Origin of the sequence: Enterococcus sp. HMSC072F02 (assembly GCF_001837725.1) — a bacterium.
Lineage (GTDB): Bacteria > Bacillota > Bacilli > Lactobacillales > Enterococcaceae > Enterococcus_B > Enterococcus_B lactis.
Window position 1 is genome coordinate 54,785 of sequence record NZ_KV833959.1, and the last position, 16,297, is coordinate 71,081.

General features: G+C 36.9%; 17 protein-coding genes and 2 pseudogenes. 8 read left to right on the plus strand and 11 right to left on the minus strand.

Features of this window, described 5'->3' with window-relative positions; all coding sequences use genetic code 11:
- Positions 1 to 35: 35 nt before the first annotated feature.
- A complete protein-coding gene (thiD, locus tag HMPREF2731_RS08020) occupies positions 36 to 851 on the minus strand; it encodes a bifunctional hydroxymethylpyrimidine kinase/phosphomethylpyrimidine kinase (RefSeq protein ID WP_002309637.1) in 816 nt (271 codons plus the stop codon).
- Between the two features lie 294 nt (positions 852 to 1,145).
- Between thiD and HMPREF2731_RS08025 the strand changes: the two genes are divergently transcribed.
- Both HMPREF2731_RS08025 and HMPREF2731_RS08030 read left to right on the plus strand, forming a co-directional pair.
- On the plus strand, positions 1,146 to 1,421 hold the full coding sequence (locus HMPREF2731_RS08025) for a hypothetical protein (RefSeq protein WP_002309639.1): 276 nt from the start codon (positions 1,146 to 1,148) through the stop codon (positions 1,419 to 1,421).
- A gap of 422 nt (positions 1,422 to 1,843) precedes the next feature.
- Positions 1,844 to 2,298: pseudogene (locus HMPREF2731_RS08030) on the plus strand (Spx/MgsR family RNA polymerase-binding regulatory protein).
- Between the two features lie 160 nt (positions 2,299 to 2,458).
- Here HMPREF2731_RS08030 and HMPREF2731_RS15350 read toward each other — a convergent pair.
- From HMPREF2731_RS15350 to HMPREF2731_RS08050, 4 genes and pseudogenes are all read right to left on the minus strand, one after another.
- A pseudogene (locus tag HMPREF2731_RS15350) lies at positions 2,459 to 3,207 on the minus strand (permease prefix domain 1-containing protein).
- A complete protein-coding gene (locus HMPREF2731_RS08040; protein WP_002313903.1) occupies positions 3,208 to 3,534 on the minus strand; it encodes a PadR family transcriptional regulator in 327 nt (108 codons plus the stop codon).
- Between the two features lie 143 nt (positions 3,535 to 3,677).
- Complete coding sequence (locus HMPREF2731_RS08045) at positions 3,678 to 4,118, minus strand: universal stress protein (protein WP_070872703.1); 441 nt, start codon at positions 4,116 to 4,118, stop codon at positions 3,678 to 3,680.
- Positions 4,119 to 4,198: 80 nt separating this feature from the next.
- Entirely contained in the window at positions 4,199 to 5,596 is a 1,398-nt protein-coding gene (locus tag HMPREF2731_RS08050; protein ID WP_002309643.1) for a glycoside hydrolase family 1 protein, read from the minus strand.
- 152 nt (positions 5,597 to 5,748) lie between these two features.
- Here HMPREF2731_RS08050 and celB point away from each other — a divergent pair, with 152 nt between their 5' ends.
- From celB to HMPREF2731_RS08070, 4 genes are all read left to right on the plus strand, one after another.
- On the plus strand, positions 5,749 to 7,020 hold the full coding sequence (gene celB / locus HMPREF2731_RS08055) for a PTS cellobiose transporter subunit IIC (protein WP_002309644.1): 1,272 nt from the start codon (positions 5,749 to 5,751) through the stop codon (positions 7,018 to 7,020).
- Positions 7,021 to 7,147: 127 nt separating this feature from the next.
- Positions 7,148 to 7,867 carry a GntR family transcriptional regulator gene (locus tag HMPREF2731_RS08060; protein ID WP_002309645.1) on the plus strand — a complete coding sequence of 240 codons (720 nt, stop codon included), beginning with the start codon at positions 7,148 to 7,150 and terminating at the stop codon, positions 7,865 to 7,867.
- 471 nt (positions 7,868 to 8,338) lie between these two features.
- Complete coding sequence (locus HMPREF2731_RS08065) at positions 8,339 to 9,313, plus strand: ring-cleaving dioxygenase (RefSeq protein WP_070872704.1); 975 nt, start codon at positions 8,339 to 8,341, stop codon at positions 9,311 to 9,313.
- Positions 9,314 to 9,365: 52 nt separating this feature from the next.
- Positions 9,366 to 9,971 carry an alpha/beta hydrolase gene (locus HMPREF2731_RS08070; protein ID WP_070872705.1) on the plus strand — a complete coding sequence of 202 codons (606 nt, stop codon included), beginning with the start codon at positions 9,366 to 9,368 and terminating at the stop codon, positions 9,969 to 9,971.
- Between the two features lie 92 nt (positions 9,972 to 10,063).
- Here the strand turns inward: HMPREF2731_RS08070 and HMPREF2731_RS08075 are convergent, their stop codons facing one another.
- The 5 genes from HMPREF2731_RS08075 to HMPREF2731_RS08095 all read right to left on the minus strand — a co-directional run bounded on the left by HMPREF2731_RS08075 (position 10,064) and on the right by HMPREF2731_RS08095 (position 13,313).
- Positions 10,064 to 10,816 (minus strand): class II aldolase/adducin family protein, encoded by a 753-nt coding sequence (locus HMPREF2731_RS08075; RefSeq protein ID WP_002291817.1) that lies wholly within the window; start codon positions 10,814 to 10,816, stop codon positions 10,064 to 10,066.
- Between the two features lie 13 nt (positions 10,817 to 10,829).
- On the minus strand, positions 10,830 to 11,090 hold the full coding sequence (locus tag HMPREF2731_RS08080; protein WP_002309652.1) for a hypothetical protein: 261 nt from the start codon (positions 11,088 to 11,090) through the stop codon (positions 10,830 to 10,832).
- A gap of 21 nt (positions 11,091 to 11,111) precedes the next feature.
- On the minus strand, positions 11,112 to 12,473 hold the full coding sequence (locus tag HMPREF2731_RS08085; RefSeq protein WP_002345041.1) for a PTS galactitol transporter subunit IIC: 1,362 nt from the start codon (positions 12,471 to 12,473) through the stop codon (positions 11,112 to 11,114).
- Between the two features lie 70 nt (positions 12,474 to 12,543).
- On the minus strand, positions 12,544 to 12,843 hold the full coding sequence (locus HMPREF2731_RS08090) for a PTS sugar transporter subunit IIB (RefSeq protein WP_002291814.1): 300 nt from the start codon (positions 12,841 to 12,843) through the stop codon (positions 12,544 to 12,546).
- An 11-nt stretch (positions 12,844 to 12,854) separates the two neighbouring features.
- Positions 12,855 to 13,313 (minus strand): PTS sugar transporter subunit IIA, encoded by a 459-nt coding sequence (locus HMPREF2731_RS08095; RefSeq protein ID WP_002309655.1) that lies wholly within the window; start codon positions 13,311 to 13,313, stop codon positions 12,855 to 12,857.
- A 221-nt stretch (positions 13,314 to 13,534) separates the two neighbouring features.
- On the opposite strand from HMPREF2731_RS08095, the gene HMPREF2731_RS08100 reads away from it, so the two are divergent.
- Together HMPREF2731_RS08100 and HMPREF2731_RS08105 are read left to right on the plus strand one after the other, a co-directional pair.
- A complete protein-coding gene (locus tag HMPREF2731_RS08100; protein WP_002309656.1) occupies positions 13,535 to 14,326 on the plus strand; it encodes a DeoR/GlpR family DNA-binding transcription regulator in 792 nt (263 codons plus the stop codon).
- Positions 14,292 to 15,245 (plus strand): 1-phosphofructokinase family hexose kinase, encoded by a 954-nt coding sequence (locus HMPREF2731_RS08105; protein ID WP_070872706.1) that lies wholly within the window; start codon positions 14,292 to 14,294, stop codon positions 15,243 to 15,245. Before HMPREF2731_RS08100 ends, HMPREF2731_RS08105 begins: the two co-directional genes overlap by 35 nt.
- Before the next feature lie 343 nt (positions 15,246 to 15,588).
- On the opposite strand, the gene HMPREF2731_RS08110 is transcribed toward HMPREF2731_RS08105, so the two are convergent.
- A partial coding sequence (locus HMPREF2731_RS08110; RefSeq protein ID WP_070872707.1) for an LLM class flavin-dependent oxidoreductase occupies positions 15,589 to 16,297 on the minus strand: 709 nt, incomplete at its 5' end.

A 16,297-nucleotide genomic window follows, 5' to 3' on the forward strand; every position in this document is an offset into this window, starting at 1 on the left:
TCGAAACTAAGCGACTTTTTCACAACCTCTTTCTTTTACTCTAATTCACCGGCTGCCCAATGATTGATTGGTCCATATTTATGCCCTACGTTTATTTCTTCACGAATCGCACGGTTTACATAGTCTTTTGCCAATCGGATTGCTTGTTCTACTGTTTTTCCTTTAGCTAATTCGGCTGCAATACATGCAGATAACGAATCGCCAGTTCCATTGATCCGGTCAGTAGGATAAAATGGCGCATTCAGCCAAAATGATTTTCCTGATTCAAGCAATACGTAGTCGTTGACTGTTTCTTGCTGCGCATCTTTTGCATGATGTCCTTTGATCATGACGTTTTTCGCACCCATATCTTGCAGTTCTTTTGCTGCTTGCACAAAATCTTCTTCAGTTGCTAATGTCCGTCCAGTCAGCTTTTCTGCTTCGTAAAAATTAGGTGTCAGTACTTCTGCCAAAGGGACAAGTTTTTCTTTCAAGCTTTGTAAAGCAGATTCTTCTAGTAAAAGATTTCCATGTTTCGTTACGATCACGGGATCCACGACTAATGGACCAAAATCATATTTTTGATAATTTTTTACAACTGTCTCAATCAAATTTGAATCTGCTAGCATACCTGTTTTAGCTGCACGTATTTGAAAGTCCTCTGCAATCAGTTCAAATTCTTTATCGATAAAATCGGTTGGCAAGGTCACACTTGCTCCGATTCCGTAAGAATTTCCTGCAACACATGCGGTCATGACAGAAACACCGTAAACACTTCTTGTAAAGAATGTATGCATATCTGCTTGCATCCCTGCGCTTCCATCGCTATCTGATCCTGCGATCGTCATTGCTTGTACATACTGTTCTTCCATCAAATCAATCCCTCCATTTTTATAAAAAAATTTTTTCATGATGCTGTTACTGTTTCTATCATATGTTTTTCAAAGTATCCCTCAGTAAATATACCACTACCTTTTCTTGGTAATCAAATTTATTTGAATAAACATTTGTAATAAATCAGAAAATAGTTGTCATTTATTTGGACTAGTTATTCTAATAACAAATACCCGCTATTCGATTTATATATATTTCAGTATCCTTCTTGTTTTCATATAACCAATGGCGCTATGATTTCCATATGATAAAAAATAAAGTCAGGTGAAAAAATGAAACTTGAGGATAAAAAAGTCATTTTGAAGAAAATCAAACGTCTCCCAGACCAAATAGAAAACTATACGATCTGTTCTTTCAAAAAAGACAGGAGTATAAAAGCTTATACGCAAAACACAGAAAAAGGAATAATCTATTTCCTACATGAAGAAGGTTACGATACCCAAACCTTTATGTTTACTGAAAAAAAAGAATTTCATAAACAGATGAAAAAACTGATTGAAAAAGAATTTCCAAGAAGTCATAAACTCTATGTGAATCAGCAATTTTAACTTTTAACTATACGCTCTTAACTAAATAGGTTCTGTAATAAAATAAAACTTTATAACAACTATAACAAAACAGAATGCAAAACAACAGTTCTATAAGTTATAATCATAGTTGTTAGATGATTCATCTAGTAAAAACACCAGATTTCAAATTTCACACAATTGAAACTAGATCAATCATCAACCTTCTTCAAATTGTTAGAACCCTTTCCCGAGGAGCTGCAGCATAAGCAAGAAAAACAAACAGGAAGCCAAATGGCTGAGACATTCCTTCTATTAGTCTAGTTGTTTCTCGTCGCAAATTTAAGACTTTAGAAAGTTATTTCTATTGATGTTTGGGTTGTTTCACGCTTGTGCTCAGCTCCTTACCTATTATTTATCTCAACAGATCGAACAAATTAATGGAAAATTTAAGGAGTTTTGTTATGCTTACGATCTATTCTTCTCGTACACATAGTTACCATCTGATGGCAAATTGGCTGAAAGACCATCAAATGCCTTACAGAGAACGAATTTCACGCCTAAACAGCCTTTAACCAGAAAAGAAATCTTTTATTTATTATCATTAACAGAAAACGGATTTGACGATCTATTAGCTAAACGCTCGATTGATTATAAAAATTTAAAAGATCAAATCGACCAATGTACGACCTCAGAACTTGTCGATTTAATCGTCTCACATTTTACTTTGTTGCAACGTCCTATCATTACTGACGGAAAAAAATTATTAGTCGGGTTCAATGAAGATAGTATGCGTCTTTTTATCCCTGTTCAATGGCGCAGAAGCCAGCTCAAATCTGTCTATAACGATTTCACGTGGGTAAGCGATTTAGACAATTCTATGGAGTTAGATGATGAATTTTTAAATTATTCTATATAAAAATGACTGTGACAAAAAAGTGTCACAGTCATTTTTTCGAATAACTAGTGTTCCAGAAGTAGCTTCTACGAAAAATAAGCCAAAATTTCTTGAAGCTAATTCTTGTAGCTAACTACTTCTGTCACAACCTCTGACTTACGGTGTTCAAATTTGCGCACACTTACCACGAATAAGTGCTTTGAGTGAACTGACGATAAGAATGACGGACAAGACTGCCATAAATAATCAAAAAGACACCCGTTCCTACGGTAACAAAAAATCCAGAGGCACCGATACTACCATCCATATACCACAAAATCGAAGCAAAAAGTGGGAAAAGTGAAAAAATACATAATCCGATTCCTGCAATCAACGAGAAGCCAAAACTTCGCTGATACGCTTCTTCTTTTTCTTTTGCTTCTGCTAATACTTTTTCAGGTATTTTTCTATTATACAAAAAGTGATTTAAGCGGGTGATTTTCATACCAGAAGCGATGAAAAAACCGACAGCTAATGCTATACCGAAAATCAGACAAGAAACACCCATGAATGCATAGCCTGTTGAACAAAAGAACAGAAATCCTGCAAAGGATAAACAAGTGAATAGGACACCTGACGCTACTTGAAGACCTGCTGCTCTGTATTCTTTCCAGTAGTTTTCCGCTTCACTTAAATAAATCAAAGCTGAATTTGATTCTGTCTCGGGACTTGGATTTTCTTTTTTGATATCTAATTCTTCTAATAATTCATCGATTGAACCAAATGTCGAGATGACTGTACCAATGGCCTCTTGTTCATTTTCCCTTCTCCCATTAATTCATGATAATGATCTTCCATATTTGCCAACAGATCAGCTTTCAGCTTTTCTATCTCGGTACTTCGGGGTACTCCGATAAAAAGACTTTCTAAATAGTTACGGATTGTATCCATTTACTTTCCCTCCAAAAATTGATCGACCACGTCTTTCGTCGTCAGCCACTCTTGCTTTTTTTCTTCTAAAAGATTACGTCCTATTTCAGTGATTTTATAATAGGTCCGTTTTTTTCCATGGGTCACTTCACCAGGGTACGAAACAACCAATTGATTCTTTTCTAAACGGGCAAAAACGGAGTAAAGTGTCGTCTCTTTGATTACATAGGAATCATTTGTCCTCTCACGGATCGTTTTAGAAATTTCGTATCCATAAGAATCGTTTTTGTTAAGGATCGATAAAATAATCGCATCATTGTATCCGCGTATTCCATCACTTGAAATCATGTTCTTTCCTCCATATTACTCCATCTGTCGTTGTAATCAGCATAGCATGATTACTTCATCAGGTAAAGTAATTTTTTGCAAAAAATAAAAAGGAACAGAAAGCAAAAGAAGCGTTATGCTTTTTTGCTTTCTGTTCCCTTAATTTATTTTACAACCATGACGTTACATGATGCGTGGTTGACTACATAGGAAGTAGTGGAGCCTACTAGTGCACGTTCTACCGCATTCAGACCTGTCGCCCCCATGACAATCAGATAGATTGGTTCTTTCGATTCATGGAAATTAGCGATCAGTGTCTTTGGATAACCGTAAAGAACATATGTCTCGATATCTGTCAGGCCTTTTTCGATTGCCAAGTTTCGATGTTCTTTCATCTGATTTTCCGCAACCTCATCCAATTCTTCCTGCAGGCTTGTTGTAACAAATGCAAAATCACCAAAGTAATTGCCTGTTACTTCATTGACATACAGGATGTGCAACGTTGCTTGATTTCGTTTGGCAATCGTGATTGCCTCAAGAAATGCTTTTTCTGCCTTTTCAGAACCATCAATTGCTACTAAAATATTGCGATAAGTGTCTACCATTGTAAACGCCTCCTTCACTGTTAGTGTAGCACGATTACAGTGTTAGGACAAACATTTTGTGAACGTTTTATCAAAAAATATCAGGCATCAAATCCGTTTTTTTCAGAGACCTTTTTAAACCAGCGACCTGATTTTTTAATCGTGCGTTTGCCGTCTTGTTCCAAGTCAACAGCGATAAAGCCATAGCGATTTTTGTAAGCATTTGTCCATGACCAGTTGTCCATACATGTCCACATGTGGTAACCCACACAATTCGTTCCTTCTTGGATTGCTTGATGGACATATTTCAAATGATCCGTCACAAATTCGATCCGATAATCATCTTCAATCATGCCTTCGCTGTTAACAAAACGTTCTTCTCCTTCGACTCCCATCCCATTTTCAGAAATATAGCATTTGATATTACCATAGTTTTCTCTTGTATTCGTTAAAATATCATAGATGCCTTTTTCGTAAATTTCCCATCCACGATATGGATTCATTTTTTTATTGGGCATGTCGTAATTATCAAAATAATCATCTGGCATGGGGCTTTGTTCGTGATTGATCGGTGTTTCTTTTGCTTTGATCCGACGAGGCTGATAATAATTGATTCCTAACAGGTCAATTGTGTTTTCTCTGATGAGTTCTAAGTCTCCTTCATGAATGTCAGGTATTATCCCCAATGTTTTGACAATCTCGATCAACTCTTGTGGAAACTCGCCTTTCACTGCAGGGTCAAGGAATGATCGGTTGAAGAATGCGTCAGCGATCTTCGCCGCTTTTACATCTTCTGGGTTCGTTTCATCTCTCGGATAACTTGGTGTCAGATTCAAGATGATTCCGATCTCACCATCATGACAACCTTCATGGTAGGCTTTGATTGCCTTTGCACTTGCTAAATTCTCATGATAGCCTACTTGGACCGCTTCTTTCATATTGATATGATTTGGATAGTGGAATTGATACAAGTAGCCTCCTTCTACAGGCACGATTGGCTCGTTATGAGTAAACCATTTTTTGACTAGGTCTCCAAACAATTCAAAACACGCGGCTGCATAAGAAACATAAGCGTCAACCGTTTCTCTTGATAACCATCCGCCTTTTTCTTGCAAGGACAGTGGCATATCAAAATGGTAAAGATTTACAAAAGGCTCGATACCATTGTTCAGCAATTCAGTAAAATAATCTCGATAAAAAGAAACAGCTTTTTGATTGATTTCACCTGTCCCTTCTGGAATCAAACGACTCCATTGGATAGATGTACGAAATGTGTTATGGCCAGTTTCTTTCATTAACTGAACATCTTCTTTGTATTTTGTGTAAACTTGCGAAGTTTTTTCAGGTCCTACTTGATTAAAGAATTTTTCAGGCTCTAATGTATACCAATGATCCCAAATATTTTCTCCTTTTCCGTCATTACTTACTCTTCCTTCTGTTTGCGGTCCGCTAGCAGCAGAACCCCACCAAAAATTTTCTGGAAATGTGTAGGTTTTCATTTTGTACTTCCTCTCTTTTCTTCTTGATATCGTAATCATAACGAACCTAAAAAAATAAATCAATACTTTTTATAAAAATGACTAGACATTTAAAATATTCGGCGTTATACTTTGTATGTAATCGATTGCAAATAAATTTGAGGTGAATAAAAATGAACGGTTTTATGGACAAGCTTTCTGAGAAAATCATGCCCTTAGCTAATTTATTAGGGCAAAATCGTTACCTTACAGTTTTACGGGATGCGTTTATGCTTTCCTTCCCTTTAACAATGTTCGGTTCGATTGTTGTCGTTATCAATAACTTGCCTTTTTTCAGTGACGCAACAAAGGGAACTTTATCGAACTTATTCGGTAATGGGCAAAATGCAACAATGAGCATCATGTCGGTTTTTGTTACTTTTGGTATCGGCTATTATTTATCAAAATCTTATGACGTTGAAGGTATTTTCGGTGGTGCCGTGTCTTTTGCCAGCTTCTTGATTCTTACGCCTTTTGCAATGAAAACCGTTGGTGGTGAAGATGTAACTGGTGTTCTTTCACTTGATCGTCTTGGCGCAAAAGGAATGTTCATTGGAATGATCGCTGCTTTCTTGGCTGGAGAAATCTACTGCAGAATCACGAAACGCGGTTGGCAGATCAAAATGCCTGATGGAGTTCCACCTGCAGTAACAAAATCATTTGCCGCTTTGATCCCTGCTGTAGTCACACTAACTGTTTTCTTAGTAATCAACGCTGTGATGACTGGTATTTTCAATGCTAACTTACATGATGTCGTTTATGAAGTGATCCAAAAACCATTAACTGGTTTGGGAAGTAGTTTACCTGCAACATTGATTGCTTTGTTCTTTGTCCAATTCTTATGGTTCTTCGGACTTCACGGGCAAATCATCGTCAACTCTGTAATGGACCCGATTTGGAATACACTGATGCTTGATAACTTAGAAGCTTATCAACATGGAAAAGAATTACCGCACATCATCACAAAACCATTCATGGAAACCTTCACTGTTGGTATTGGTGGCTCTGGAATGACTTTAGCTGTCGTTTTATTGATGGCCTTTGTTCTTAAAAAGAAACAGTATCGTGATGTTGGTCGATTAGCTTTAGCACCTGGTATTTTCAATGTAAATGAACCAGCGATTTTTGGTCTACCAATCGTATTGAATGCAACAATCCTTATTCCTTGGGTCGTAGCGCCTCTAATCGTAACGACGTTCAATTATTTGGTAATGGCTGCTGGACTTGTCCCTGCACCAACTGGCGTCTCTGTTCCATGGACTGTGCCAATCATTGCAAGCGGTGTCTTAGCAACAAATTCATGGCTTGGTGGTATGCTGCAAGTCATCGACTTTATCATCGTTGCCTTTATCTGGTACCCGTTCTTGAAAGTATTAGATAAACAACCAGATTTAGATATTGCTTAATGGATCATTAAGGGGATGTGACAAGAAACTTGTCATATCCTCTTTTTTCGAATAAACAATGTTCCAGATGCTACTTCGAGTTGTCGGAAGCATAATCTTTCGTTATACTCTAGAAGAGGTGAATAACGTGCCAAAATACGAAGAAATCGCAAATATTTTAAGGGAACGAATCCGTTCAAAAGAGTATCCTCCCGATAGTTTTTTGCCTAATCAAGTGGACTTGGTAAAAGAATTTGGTGCGAGCCGGATGACAATCAAAAAAGCCATCAATATCTTAGCGATGGAAGGACTTGTCTATTCGCAGCGAGGATCAGGAACGAAAATTTTGAATCATCCATTCATGCAAAAAGACACATCGCCCGCTAACGAGTATGAAGGTTTGAGCCTCCAAATGAAACGCAGAAATCGTTCTTTGAAGAGTCAAATCATTCATTTTGATGTTGAATTCCCTAATCAATATATCCAAGAACGATTGATGATCGATGCCGAGCAACCTGTCTACAATATTCACCGGTTAAGGATCTTAGATGGCGAGCCGTATGTTTTAGAGCATACCTTTATGCCAGTTCATCTTGTGCCGGGTTTAAAAAAAGAACATTTGTTAGCCTCTATCTATGATCATCTTCATCAAGAATTGAATGTCCATTTTGCAGGGGCTTATCGTGCTATTTCTGCAGATAAAAGTGATGAATATGATCAGCAATATTTGAACTGTGCAGAAAACGATCCTGTACTGGAAGTTCAGCAAGTCGTCTATCTCAAAGATGGCCAGCCGATTGAATATTCTTCCAGCCGAAACCGATTTGATGTTCGGAACTATTCTGTGCTGGATGTGCGTTCAACTTAACCAAAGAGGTTGTGAAAAAGTCGCTTAGTTTCGAGTAGTAAGAAAAATTTTGTGAAAATGGCTTTCCTCATTTTTGCATAAATTTGACTTACTACCGAGAAACTGGCTTTTGAACACCGTGAATCAGAGGTTGTGAAAAAGCCGCTTAGTTTTGAGTCGATTGATTGTCACAGATACAATCTTTTGAATAACATTTACCAAGTACTTTCAGAAGCTCGTTTCCATCTAATCATAAAAAGACTTATGACCACCCGTAATGATTCTAAAGTTAGTTTTTTAAAGCTAGTTTTTTTGAAATCGATACAGCTAGTCGTAAGTTTTTTTATTTTATTGATCCGTTCCTCCTCTTTTCATTCTTGATTCCTTCCTGATACTTTAGAAGACAAATTAATTGCAAAATAAAGATGCACCCTCTATACTATGTCTAAATCAATCACTTACTTTTTGTAAGTTAACAGGAGGAAATTTATCATGGATACACAAATCAGAGGAATTCACCACGTTACAGCAATGACATCTAGCGCAACAAAAATCTACCGCTTTTTTACAGATATTTTAGGAATGCGCTTAATCAAAAAAACCGTTAACCAAGATGACATCGAAACTTACCATCTTTACTTTACAGATGATACTGGTGCACCAGGAACAGATATGACTTTCTTTGATTTCCCAAATCAGCCAAAAGGAAAAAAAGGAACAGATACGATCTCTCGTGCTTCTTTCCGTGTGCCAAGTGACGCTGCATTAGACTTGTGGTTGGAACGATTTGAAAAATATGATGTCGCTCATTCAGCAATCAATGAACGTTTCGGCAAAAAATATATCGAGTTTGAAGATTTTGATAATCAATATTATCAATTGATCTCTGACGAAAACAATCAAGGTGTAGCAGCTGGCGTTCCTTGGAAAAACAGCAATGTACCGACAGAATTTGCAATCACAGGACTTGGACCTGTCTTTGTCCGTGTCAGTCAATTAGAGCATATCCGCTTGATTCTTGAAAAAATCTTAGGATTCAAAGAAACAGACCATTCAGGAGATTTCTACTTATTTGAAATCGGTGAAGGCGGAAATGGTGCAAGCATCATTATTGAACATCGGACAGACTTGCCAAAAGCAATCGAAGGATTTGGAAATATCCATCACTTAGCATTGCGTGTAGCAGACAAAGAAGCATTGGAATACTGGATTCAAGTAATCAATAAGATTGAATTGCCAAATTCTGGTTTCGTCAATCGTTTCTATTTCCAATCTGAGTACTTCCTAGCCGCTCATCACGTACTGTTTGAACTAGCAACTGACGGTCCTGGATTCCTTGAAGATGAACCAGCAGAATCCGCTGGAGAAAAACTATCTCTTCCTCCATTCTTAGAAGAACGTCGTGAAGCCATTGAAGCCTATGTCCGTCCTTTCGATACAAGTGACGCAAATAAAAAACGTGAATAATCTCTTCATGCCACTTCATTTGCATCTATAGAAACAGAAAAGAGGGAACAAAATGTCCTACATTTTTGAAAAAGGAACAAGTGGCAAGCATTTGATCTTACTTCATGGCACAGGTGGCGATGAACATTCTTTACTGGATATCGCTCACTTTCTTGCACCAAACAGTACGTTGCTTTCTTTTCGTGGCACGGTCCAAGAAGATGGGATGAATCGTTTTTTCAAGTGTAATGGATTGAATCAATTCGACCTGGACAGTTTGGAAAAAGAAACAGATAAGCTCCATGAAAAAATCAAAGATATCAGCGAAACAGAACAGATACCGTTAAGTGATTGGCTGCTTGTCGGCTATTCAAATGGCGCAAACATCGCTGCTCATTTATTATTGGAACGTGAGACCATGCTAAATAAAGGGTTGTTTTTCCATCCAATGTCTCTAGGTGTCCATCAAAGCCGTTCCACATTAGAGGATAAAACCGTCTGGCTTTCTTATGGTGATAACGATCCAATCGTTTCCTCTGCTTCCTTTAAAGAATTGGCCGATCAATTCGAAACACGCCAAGCAAATGTGACGATTCAGCTAACTGTAACAGGTCATCAGTTGACGATGGACGAAATCGAGCAAGCGAGGGAATGGACAGAGCATCTTCTAACTAAATAAAAGAAAAGAACTACGACTTATATGACACAACCTGAAGCAGACATCAATCTGGATCATAGTGTGTGAAAGTCGTAGTTTTTTTGCCAGATAGGTTAGTCTCCGCTAGCTGTAATAACAGATTTATTATAAATAGCCGTTTTATGTTTCAAATCTTCCAATCTGCCGATTTTCTCACCTTTCGAATAAAACCCATCAGTAATCCCTAGTGCTTGGAAAATCGTCTGTTTATAAGCGATTTCTGCATTCCATTCGACTGTATCAAGGATTTGCAGTGCTTTATGGATAGCTTCGATTCCTGATTCTCCACCTGTGTTGATCAATACGCCATGTGAATTGAGTAATAACATATGGGGCAACTCTAAATCATGTGTTTTTACATAATCGCTTGTCAATTCAGCAAGTTCTTCAGAGCAATTAGGCTCAAAGTCCATGACAGGAATCTCTTTTACTTTAGCTGTGGCTTCTGTCAAATTAGGCATAGGCAACCCAGTAGTCGCCCAGAACATTGCATTAGGCGCATGTGCATGCAAGACAGCTTTGATTGCTGGATTAGTCTCGTACATCGCTTCATGCATATTGATTTCACGAGTTAAATGACCGACTCCATCAACGATTCTACGCGTTCTTGGTTCTACTACTAGAACTTGTGCAGGAGAAATCTCTCCAAGATAGGCTTCTGACATCATGGTCGGTGTCATGATAATGTAGTCTTTTCCTTGATCATCAGTGGTTTTAAAGGAAAAATTCCCTCCTGCGACATTTGTATTTTTCCTTTCGAAAATCACTCTTACGATACGTGCCATGTCCTGTCGTTCTCTCTCAAATAACATACGTCCATCTGACATAATGACCCCTCCATTATCTTTTTATAAAACTTTTTTCTCTCAATATTTCTTTGGTAGCTTCTTTTATTTTCATTGATTCTTCTATTTTCTGTTTTCTTTTTTCATCGTACTCTCTGAATAAAACGTGATTTCCATATTTATAGATCACTAGTGCGAAAAAAATAACCAATAGATTGATGATGATATTCTGAGTAAAGAGTCCATATAGAAATAGCAGAAGTGTACCACAAAGAACGACTGTCCATTTTATTTTTTCTATCTCTTCTCTTTTCATTGCTTTCCCACCATTTCGATGCTATTTTTGCAGTTCAGCATAACGTTCGCTCGGGACTTTCGCTTTTATCATATATTTATAAAGTAGAACAAACAATCCTAGAAAAATTACGCATCCTACAATAGCGAGAATATTTCTATTAAATGCCTCCGCAAATAAAACCCTGAACTCCGGCCCTTCTATTGATGACCATGTGATCAACTGTCCTTTCTTGATTCCCTCAACTGCTCCGCTTTTTTCTGCTAAATCACTGAGTATTGGCGCAAGATAAGTGGCACCGTACAAATAAATAGGCATCGTGAGGATTCCCAGGATCAGCATACGAGCCAAGTTTCCTCCTGTTAGAAGCAATCCGCCGACCGCAATCGAATAGTTGATGATCCCTGCTAATGGTAATACTTGGTTTCCTGGCAAAATAATAGCATAACCGATAAACACAGGAACAAGTAAAATAGCAGTAACCCAAATCTCTGAACGACCAGCTAATATCGGCCAGTCCAATCCAATATATACTTCACGATCCTTAAATCGCTTTTTCATAAATTCTGACATCGCGTCTGCTAAAGGAGACAAAGATTGCATGAACATTTTAGAGATCATCGGGAACAGACTTAATGCAGTCGCAGTCTGTACTGCCAGATTAAGAGAACCTGAGACACCGTACGCAGCAGCAAAGCCAAGTCCCAAGCCAATAATGAATCCCATTACAGAGTTTTCAGAGAAGATCCCAATTTTCTTCTTCAATGCATTCGTATCCGCTCGTTTATTCAATGCAGGTATTTTATCCATGATCATATTGAAAGGGAGCAACAAGACAGCGGCAGATGTCATAAAATGAGTCACTGTTACTAATGGAATCCCTGTGAGATCCTGTATATGCTTCTGAAACATATCACCAAGCTTTAATTCCAATATAACTTGAACCATTGCTGTAAGAAAGCCTGCAGCCAAACTACCAGAAACATAATAAACTAAATAAGCAGTTAAAGCTTTCCCCCAAACATTCCACATATCAACATTTAACGTCTTCGTCCAATTAAAAAGTAAGAGTACAAAATTGACCCCAATCGTTACTGCAAAGAATATAAAAGCGTAACTCCACGACCATGTGATGCTTGCTGCACCCGTCCACCCTAGATCGAGCGCCGGCAAACTGATTCCCGTATTTTTAGCCAATGCTTCTGATGCTGGACTTACTGCGTTAGACATATAGCCAATGACCATAGACATCCCGCTAAAAGCGATCCCTAAAGTCAATGCAGACATGAATGCTTTCTTAAATTTCATCCCTGCCAATAATCCAAGTATCAAAATAATCAAAGGAACAAAAATAGCTGATCCTAAATTCAAAACATAATTGATCACGGTTTGGAAGACTTCCATAAATAAACCTTCTTTCTTTTGAAATATAGTAGAAAAACTACGAGACAATTTTTTATCCAACAATCCTCCTTTACTGTATTAACTCTTTGATACTATCATAAATAGGTTCTACGCCCATTCCAGTTAAAAATGGAATTCCTGGAAATACTTCAATACCTAAATCTTTTGCTTGTTCAAGTACTTCATCATCAGGCTGTGCGACATACACATAGATTCCAGCAGTAGGAAGCTCATTTTGGATTGATTTGTAATCAACTGCTTCTACAGGAAATGTAATGCCATCATCTTCTAACATACTTTGGATCTTACTCGCGATTGTCTGACTCGTTGCTACGCCACTTCCACATGCGACAATTAACCGGTTCTTCATTTTTCTTCCTCCTAAATATAATTTGTAATAAGTTCGTATATTTTTTGCGGTGTTTCTTGTTTCTTATAATTTTCTACGAATGTTTCATCCATGAATAAATTCATAAACGCTTGAAGTAATCCTACTTGTTCTTTTGGTTCTTTGATTCCTAAAAAAAATAGATTTTCTACAGTCATTTCCTGATTATCCCCCATTTGATAAAAATAAATTGGGTTCTTCAGCTGCATAACAAAAACGAATGGCTTTTCGACATATTCACATTCCGAATGTGGCAGTGCAATATTTAAATACTTAGTAATCAATCCTGTAGGAAATTTTCTTTCTCTTGCAATTAGCCCATTCAAATAATTCTCATTGACGTACCCCATTTTTTCTAATCGTTGGGCAGCTATTAAAAAAGCTTCTTCTTTATTTTTTACGTCTACCGCTAATTGAATCAGACTAGGAACAAACATCTCTTTATATTCCATTTCTCCACCCTCTTTTTGATTAAGTTTGTTAATTTCGTGTTCTACTAAGTTCATCTTTGTTTACAAGAATATTATATTTCTGTTAGTTAGTTTTGTCAACGCTTTCAAAAGAAATTTATTTTGTTAAATTTGATCTACTTGAAAATAAAATCGTTTATCTATATAATTAAGAAGAACAAAGTCGAACAAAACTTGACTTTTATGTTAAAGGAGTAATTTATATGTTGAAAAAAGAAAGACAAGAACGAATCATTACGTTATTAGAGAAAGATTTTTATTTAACTAATTCAGAAATCGCTAACAAATTAGGCGTATCAGAAATGACCATACGCCGAGATGTCACTGAATTAGCAAAAAAAAATAAAGTAAAAAAGCTGTATGGCGGCGTTGAACGAAAGGAACCTTATAATCGAGAACTATCGACTCAAGAAAAGATTGATACGAATGTAGCCGAAAAAAAATATATTGGTCAAGTCATGAACAGTATAATTCCGGATAATTCTACTATTTATGTAGGCGCCGGTACAACAATCCTGTATGCACTCCCTTTCATTCAAAAGAAAAATCTATTTGTAATTACAAATAGTTTGATTGCTTTCAACTATTTGAAGAATCATACTAGTTATCGGATTTTACTTACAGGTGGCGAATTTTCTCCTATTACAGAAGAGTTCATTGGGGAAGTTGCAGAAAGATCTTTTGAAAGTTTGAATGTCGATATCTCTTTCGCTGCAACAAATGGAATATTTGAAAACAATGTCACAACTGCTCAATTTATTGAGGGAAATATTCAAAATGCAGCGCTCAATGCAGCCAAAATCAAATGTATTGTTGCAGATTATTCAAAATTAAATAAATCAGATGTCTATACTTTTAGAAAATTAACCGATTTTGATTATCTAATAACCGATAATCATTTATCAGAACAAGATTTCCATCATTATTCAAAATACTTAACCATATTAAAGGAGCCAAAAAATGATACTGACAATCACGATGAACCCATCCATTGATTCCATTTATTTTACAAAACACTTTGAATTAGGTACGATGACACGCTTTGCTTCTCCGGTACGCTATGTAGGCGGCAAGGGAATCAATTGCGGACGAGCTTCTGCTTTACTAGGTTCATCAGTTATTTTAACGGGGTTTTTGGGCGGTTATTTTGGCGGTATGATTCAAGATATGCTGCAAAATGAAAATTTGTTTGATTTGCATTTTTTACCTATTGCAGAAGAATCAAGAGGTGCCGTCACCATCATGCATGATGGTGAAACGCAGACAGAGCTAGTGGAAGCTGGTCCTGAAATAGCAGATACTACTATCAAAAAATTAATGAATGATATCAAACAAATCAGCACAAATAATTACCTTTCAGTCATTACAATAAATGGTTCTGTCAACAATCAAGACCCCTTTTTGTATGCTAAATTATTACAATATATCAAAGAACAAATAGATCCTTCCATCTATATATTAATGGATATATCTGGACAACATCTCCGTGAAGTCTTAGCAAGTAAGTATAAACCGATGTTTATCAAACCTAATATCCATGAGTTTTCAGATATCATCCATCAAAAAATTACTAAAAAAAGCGATATAAAATACCATTTAAAAACAAATCCTTTATTTAAAGATATCGATGTTATCATGATTTCTTGCGGCTCGTATGGTGCAGTAGTCAAAGTAAAAGAAGAATTTTGGAATGTTGAGATCCCTAAGATTCCTGTCATTAATACAACAGGCTCTGGGGATTCCACTGTTGGAGGTTTTGCTCATTCATTAGAACAGAATTATCCTTTAAAAGAATGTGTAAGGTACGCAATGGCTTGCGGCATGTCAAATGCACAGCAATCAGAAGTCGGGAAAGTTATTCCAGCTGATGTAAAAAATCTAGCAAAAAGTATTAAAATCACAGAAATGAAATAAATAGTACAAAGTAAATAATTGTTTATATGAAATGAGACAAAAAAGAGCGTGAGACAAAAGTAAAAAACACTAATGATACCCCACAGATATCAACCGATTCTATCTACTAAACGGAGTATATCGAATATTTTCTAAATGATGAATAAACAAACAATTTTTTCATTTATCTTATTTTCACTGCTCAATGGAATATCCAAAATAAGTACCCCTATCTATATGTTTATTCACAAAAAAACTCCAAAAGTCAGATTTTCAAGTCTAGCTTTTGGAGTTTGCTTTAAACTGATTATTAGAAGTGTTTATTTTTTCACTCAAGTATCCTGCACTTACAGAAATATCCTTTTTACCGCCAACCTAATTCTGGAGCGATATCTTTTACGATTGTTTCAAGCAAGTGCATGTTGTATTCTACCCCCAAAGTATTAGGAATCGTGACAAGTACTGTGTCTGCTTCTTTGATTGCTTCATCTTCAGCTAGCTCCTTGATTAATTGATCAGGTTCACCTGCAAAAGTTTTTCCAAAAATCGTCGGGTTCCGATGATAAGCAAGATAGCCGACAGCATCTTGTTGCGGACTACCGTCTTGTCCAAATAAGCGTCGATCCAAATCAGTGGTGATTGGCTGGATCGAGCGAGTGACCAATGTTCTTGGTTCAAAATCATGACTTGCTTGCTTCCACGCTTCTTTATACGCACGTAATTGGTTTGCTTGTTGGATATGGAACGGCTCATGGGATTCGTAATTGACTAATGTAGATGATTGCAGATTCATTCCATGTTGTGCTGCCCAGATTGCCGTTTGCTGTGAACCAGCTCCCCACCAGATTCTTTGTCGTAATCCTTCTGAATAAGGTTCGATCCGTAATTTTCCTGATCCTTGTGGGAACATTGGTTGAGGATTTGGTTCTGCAAATGATTTTCCTTCAAGTAATTCCAAGAATTCAAGGGTGCGTTCCCGTGTTACCTCTTTGATTTCTTCTTCACTGTAATCATAACCAAAGTATTTCCAGCCATCTAGGACGAGAGTGTAAAATATTTTGTGTAAATAGAAA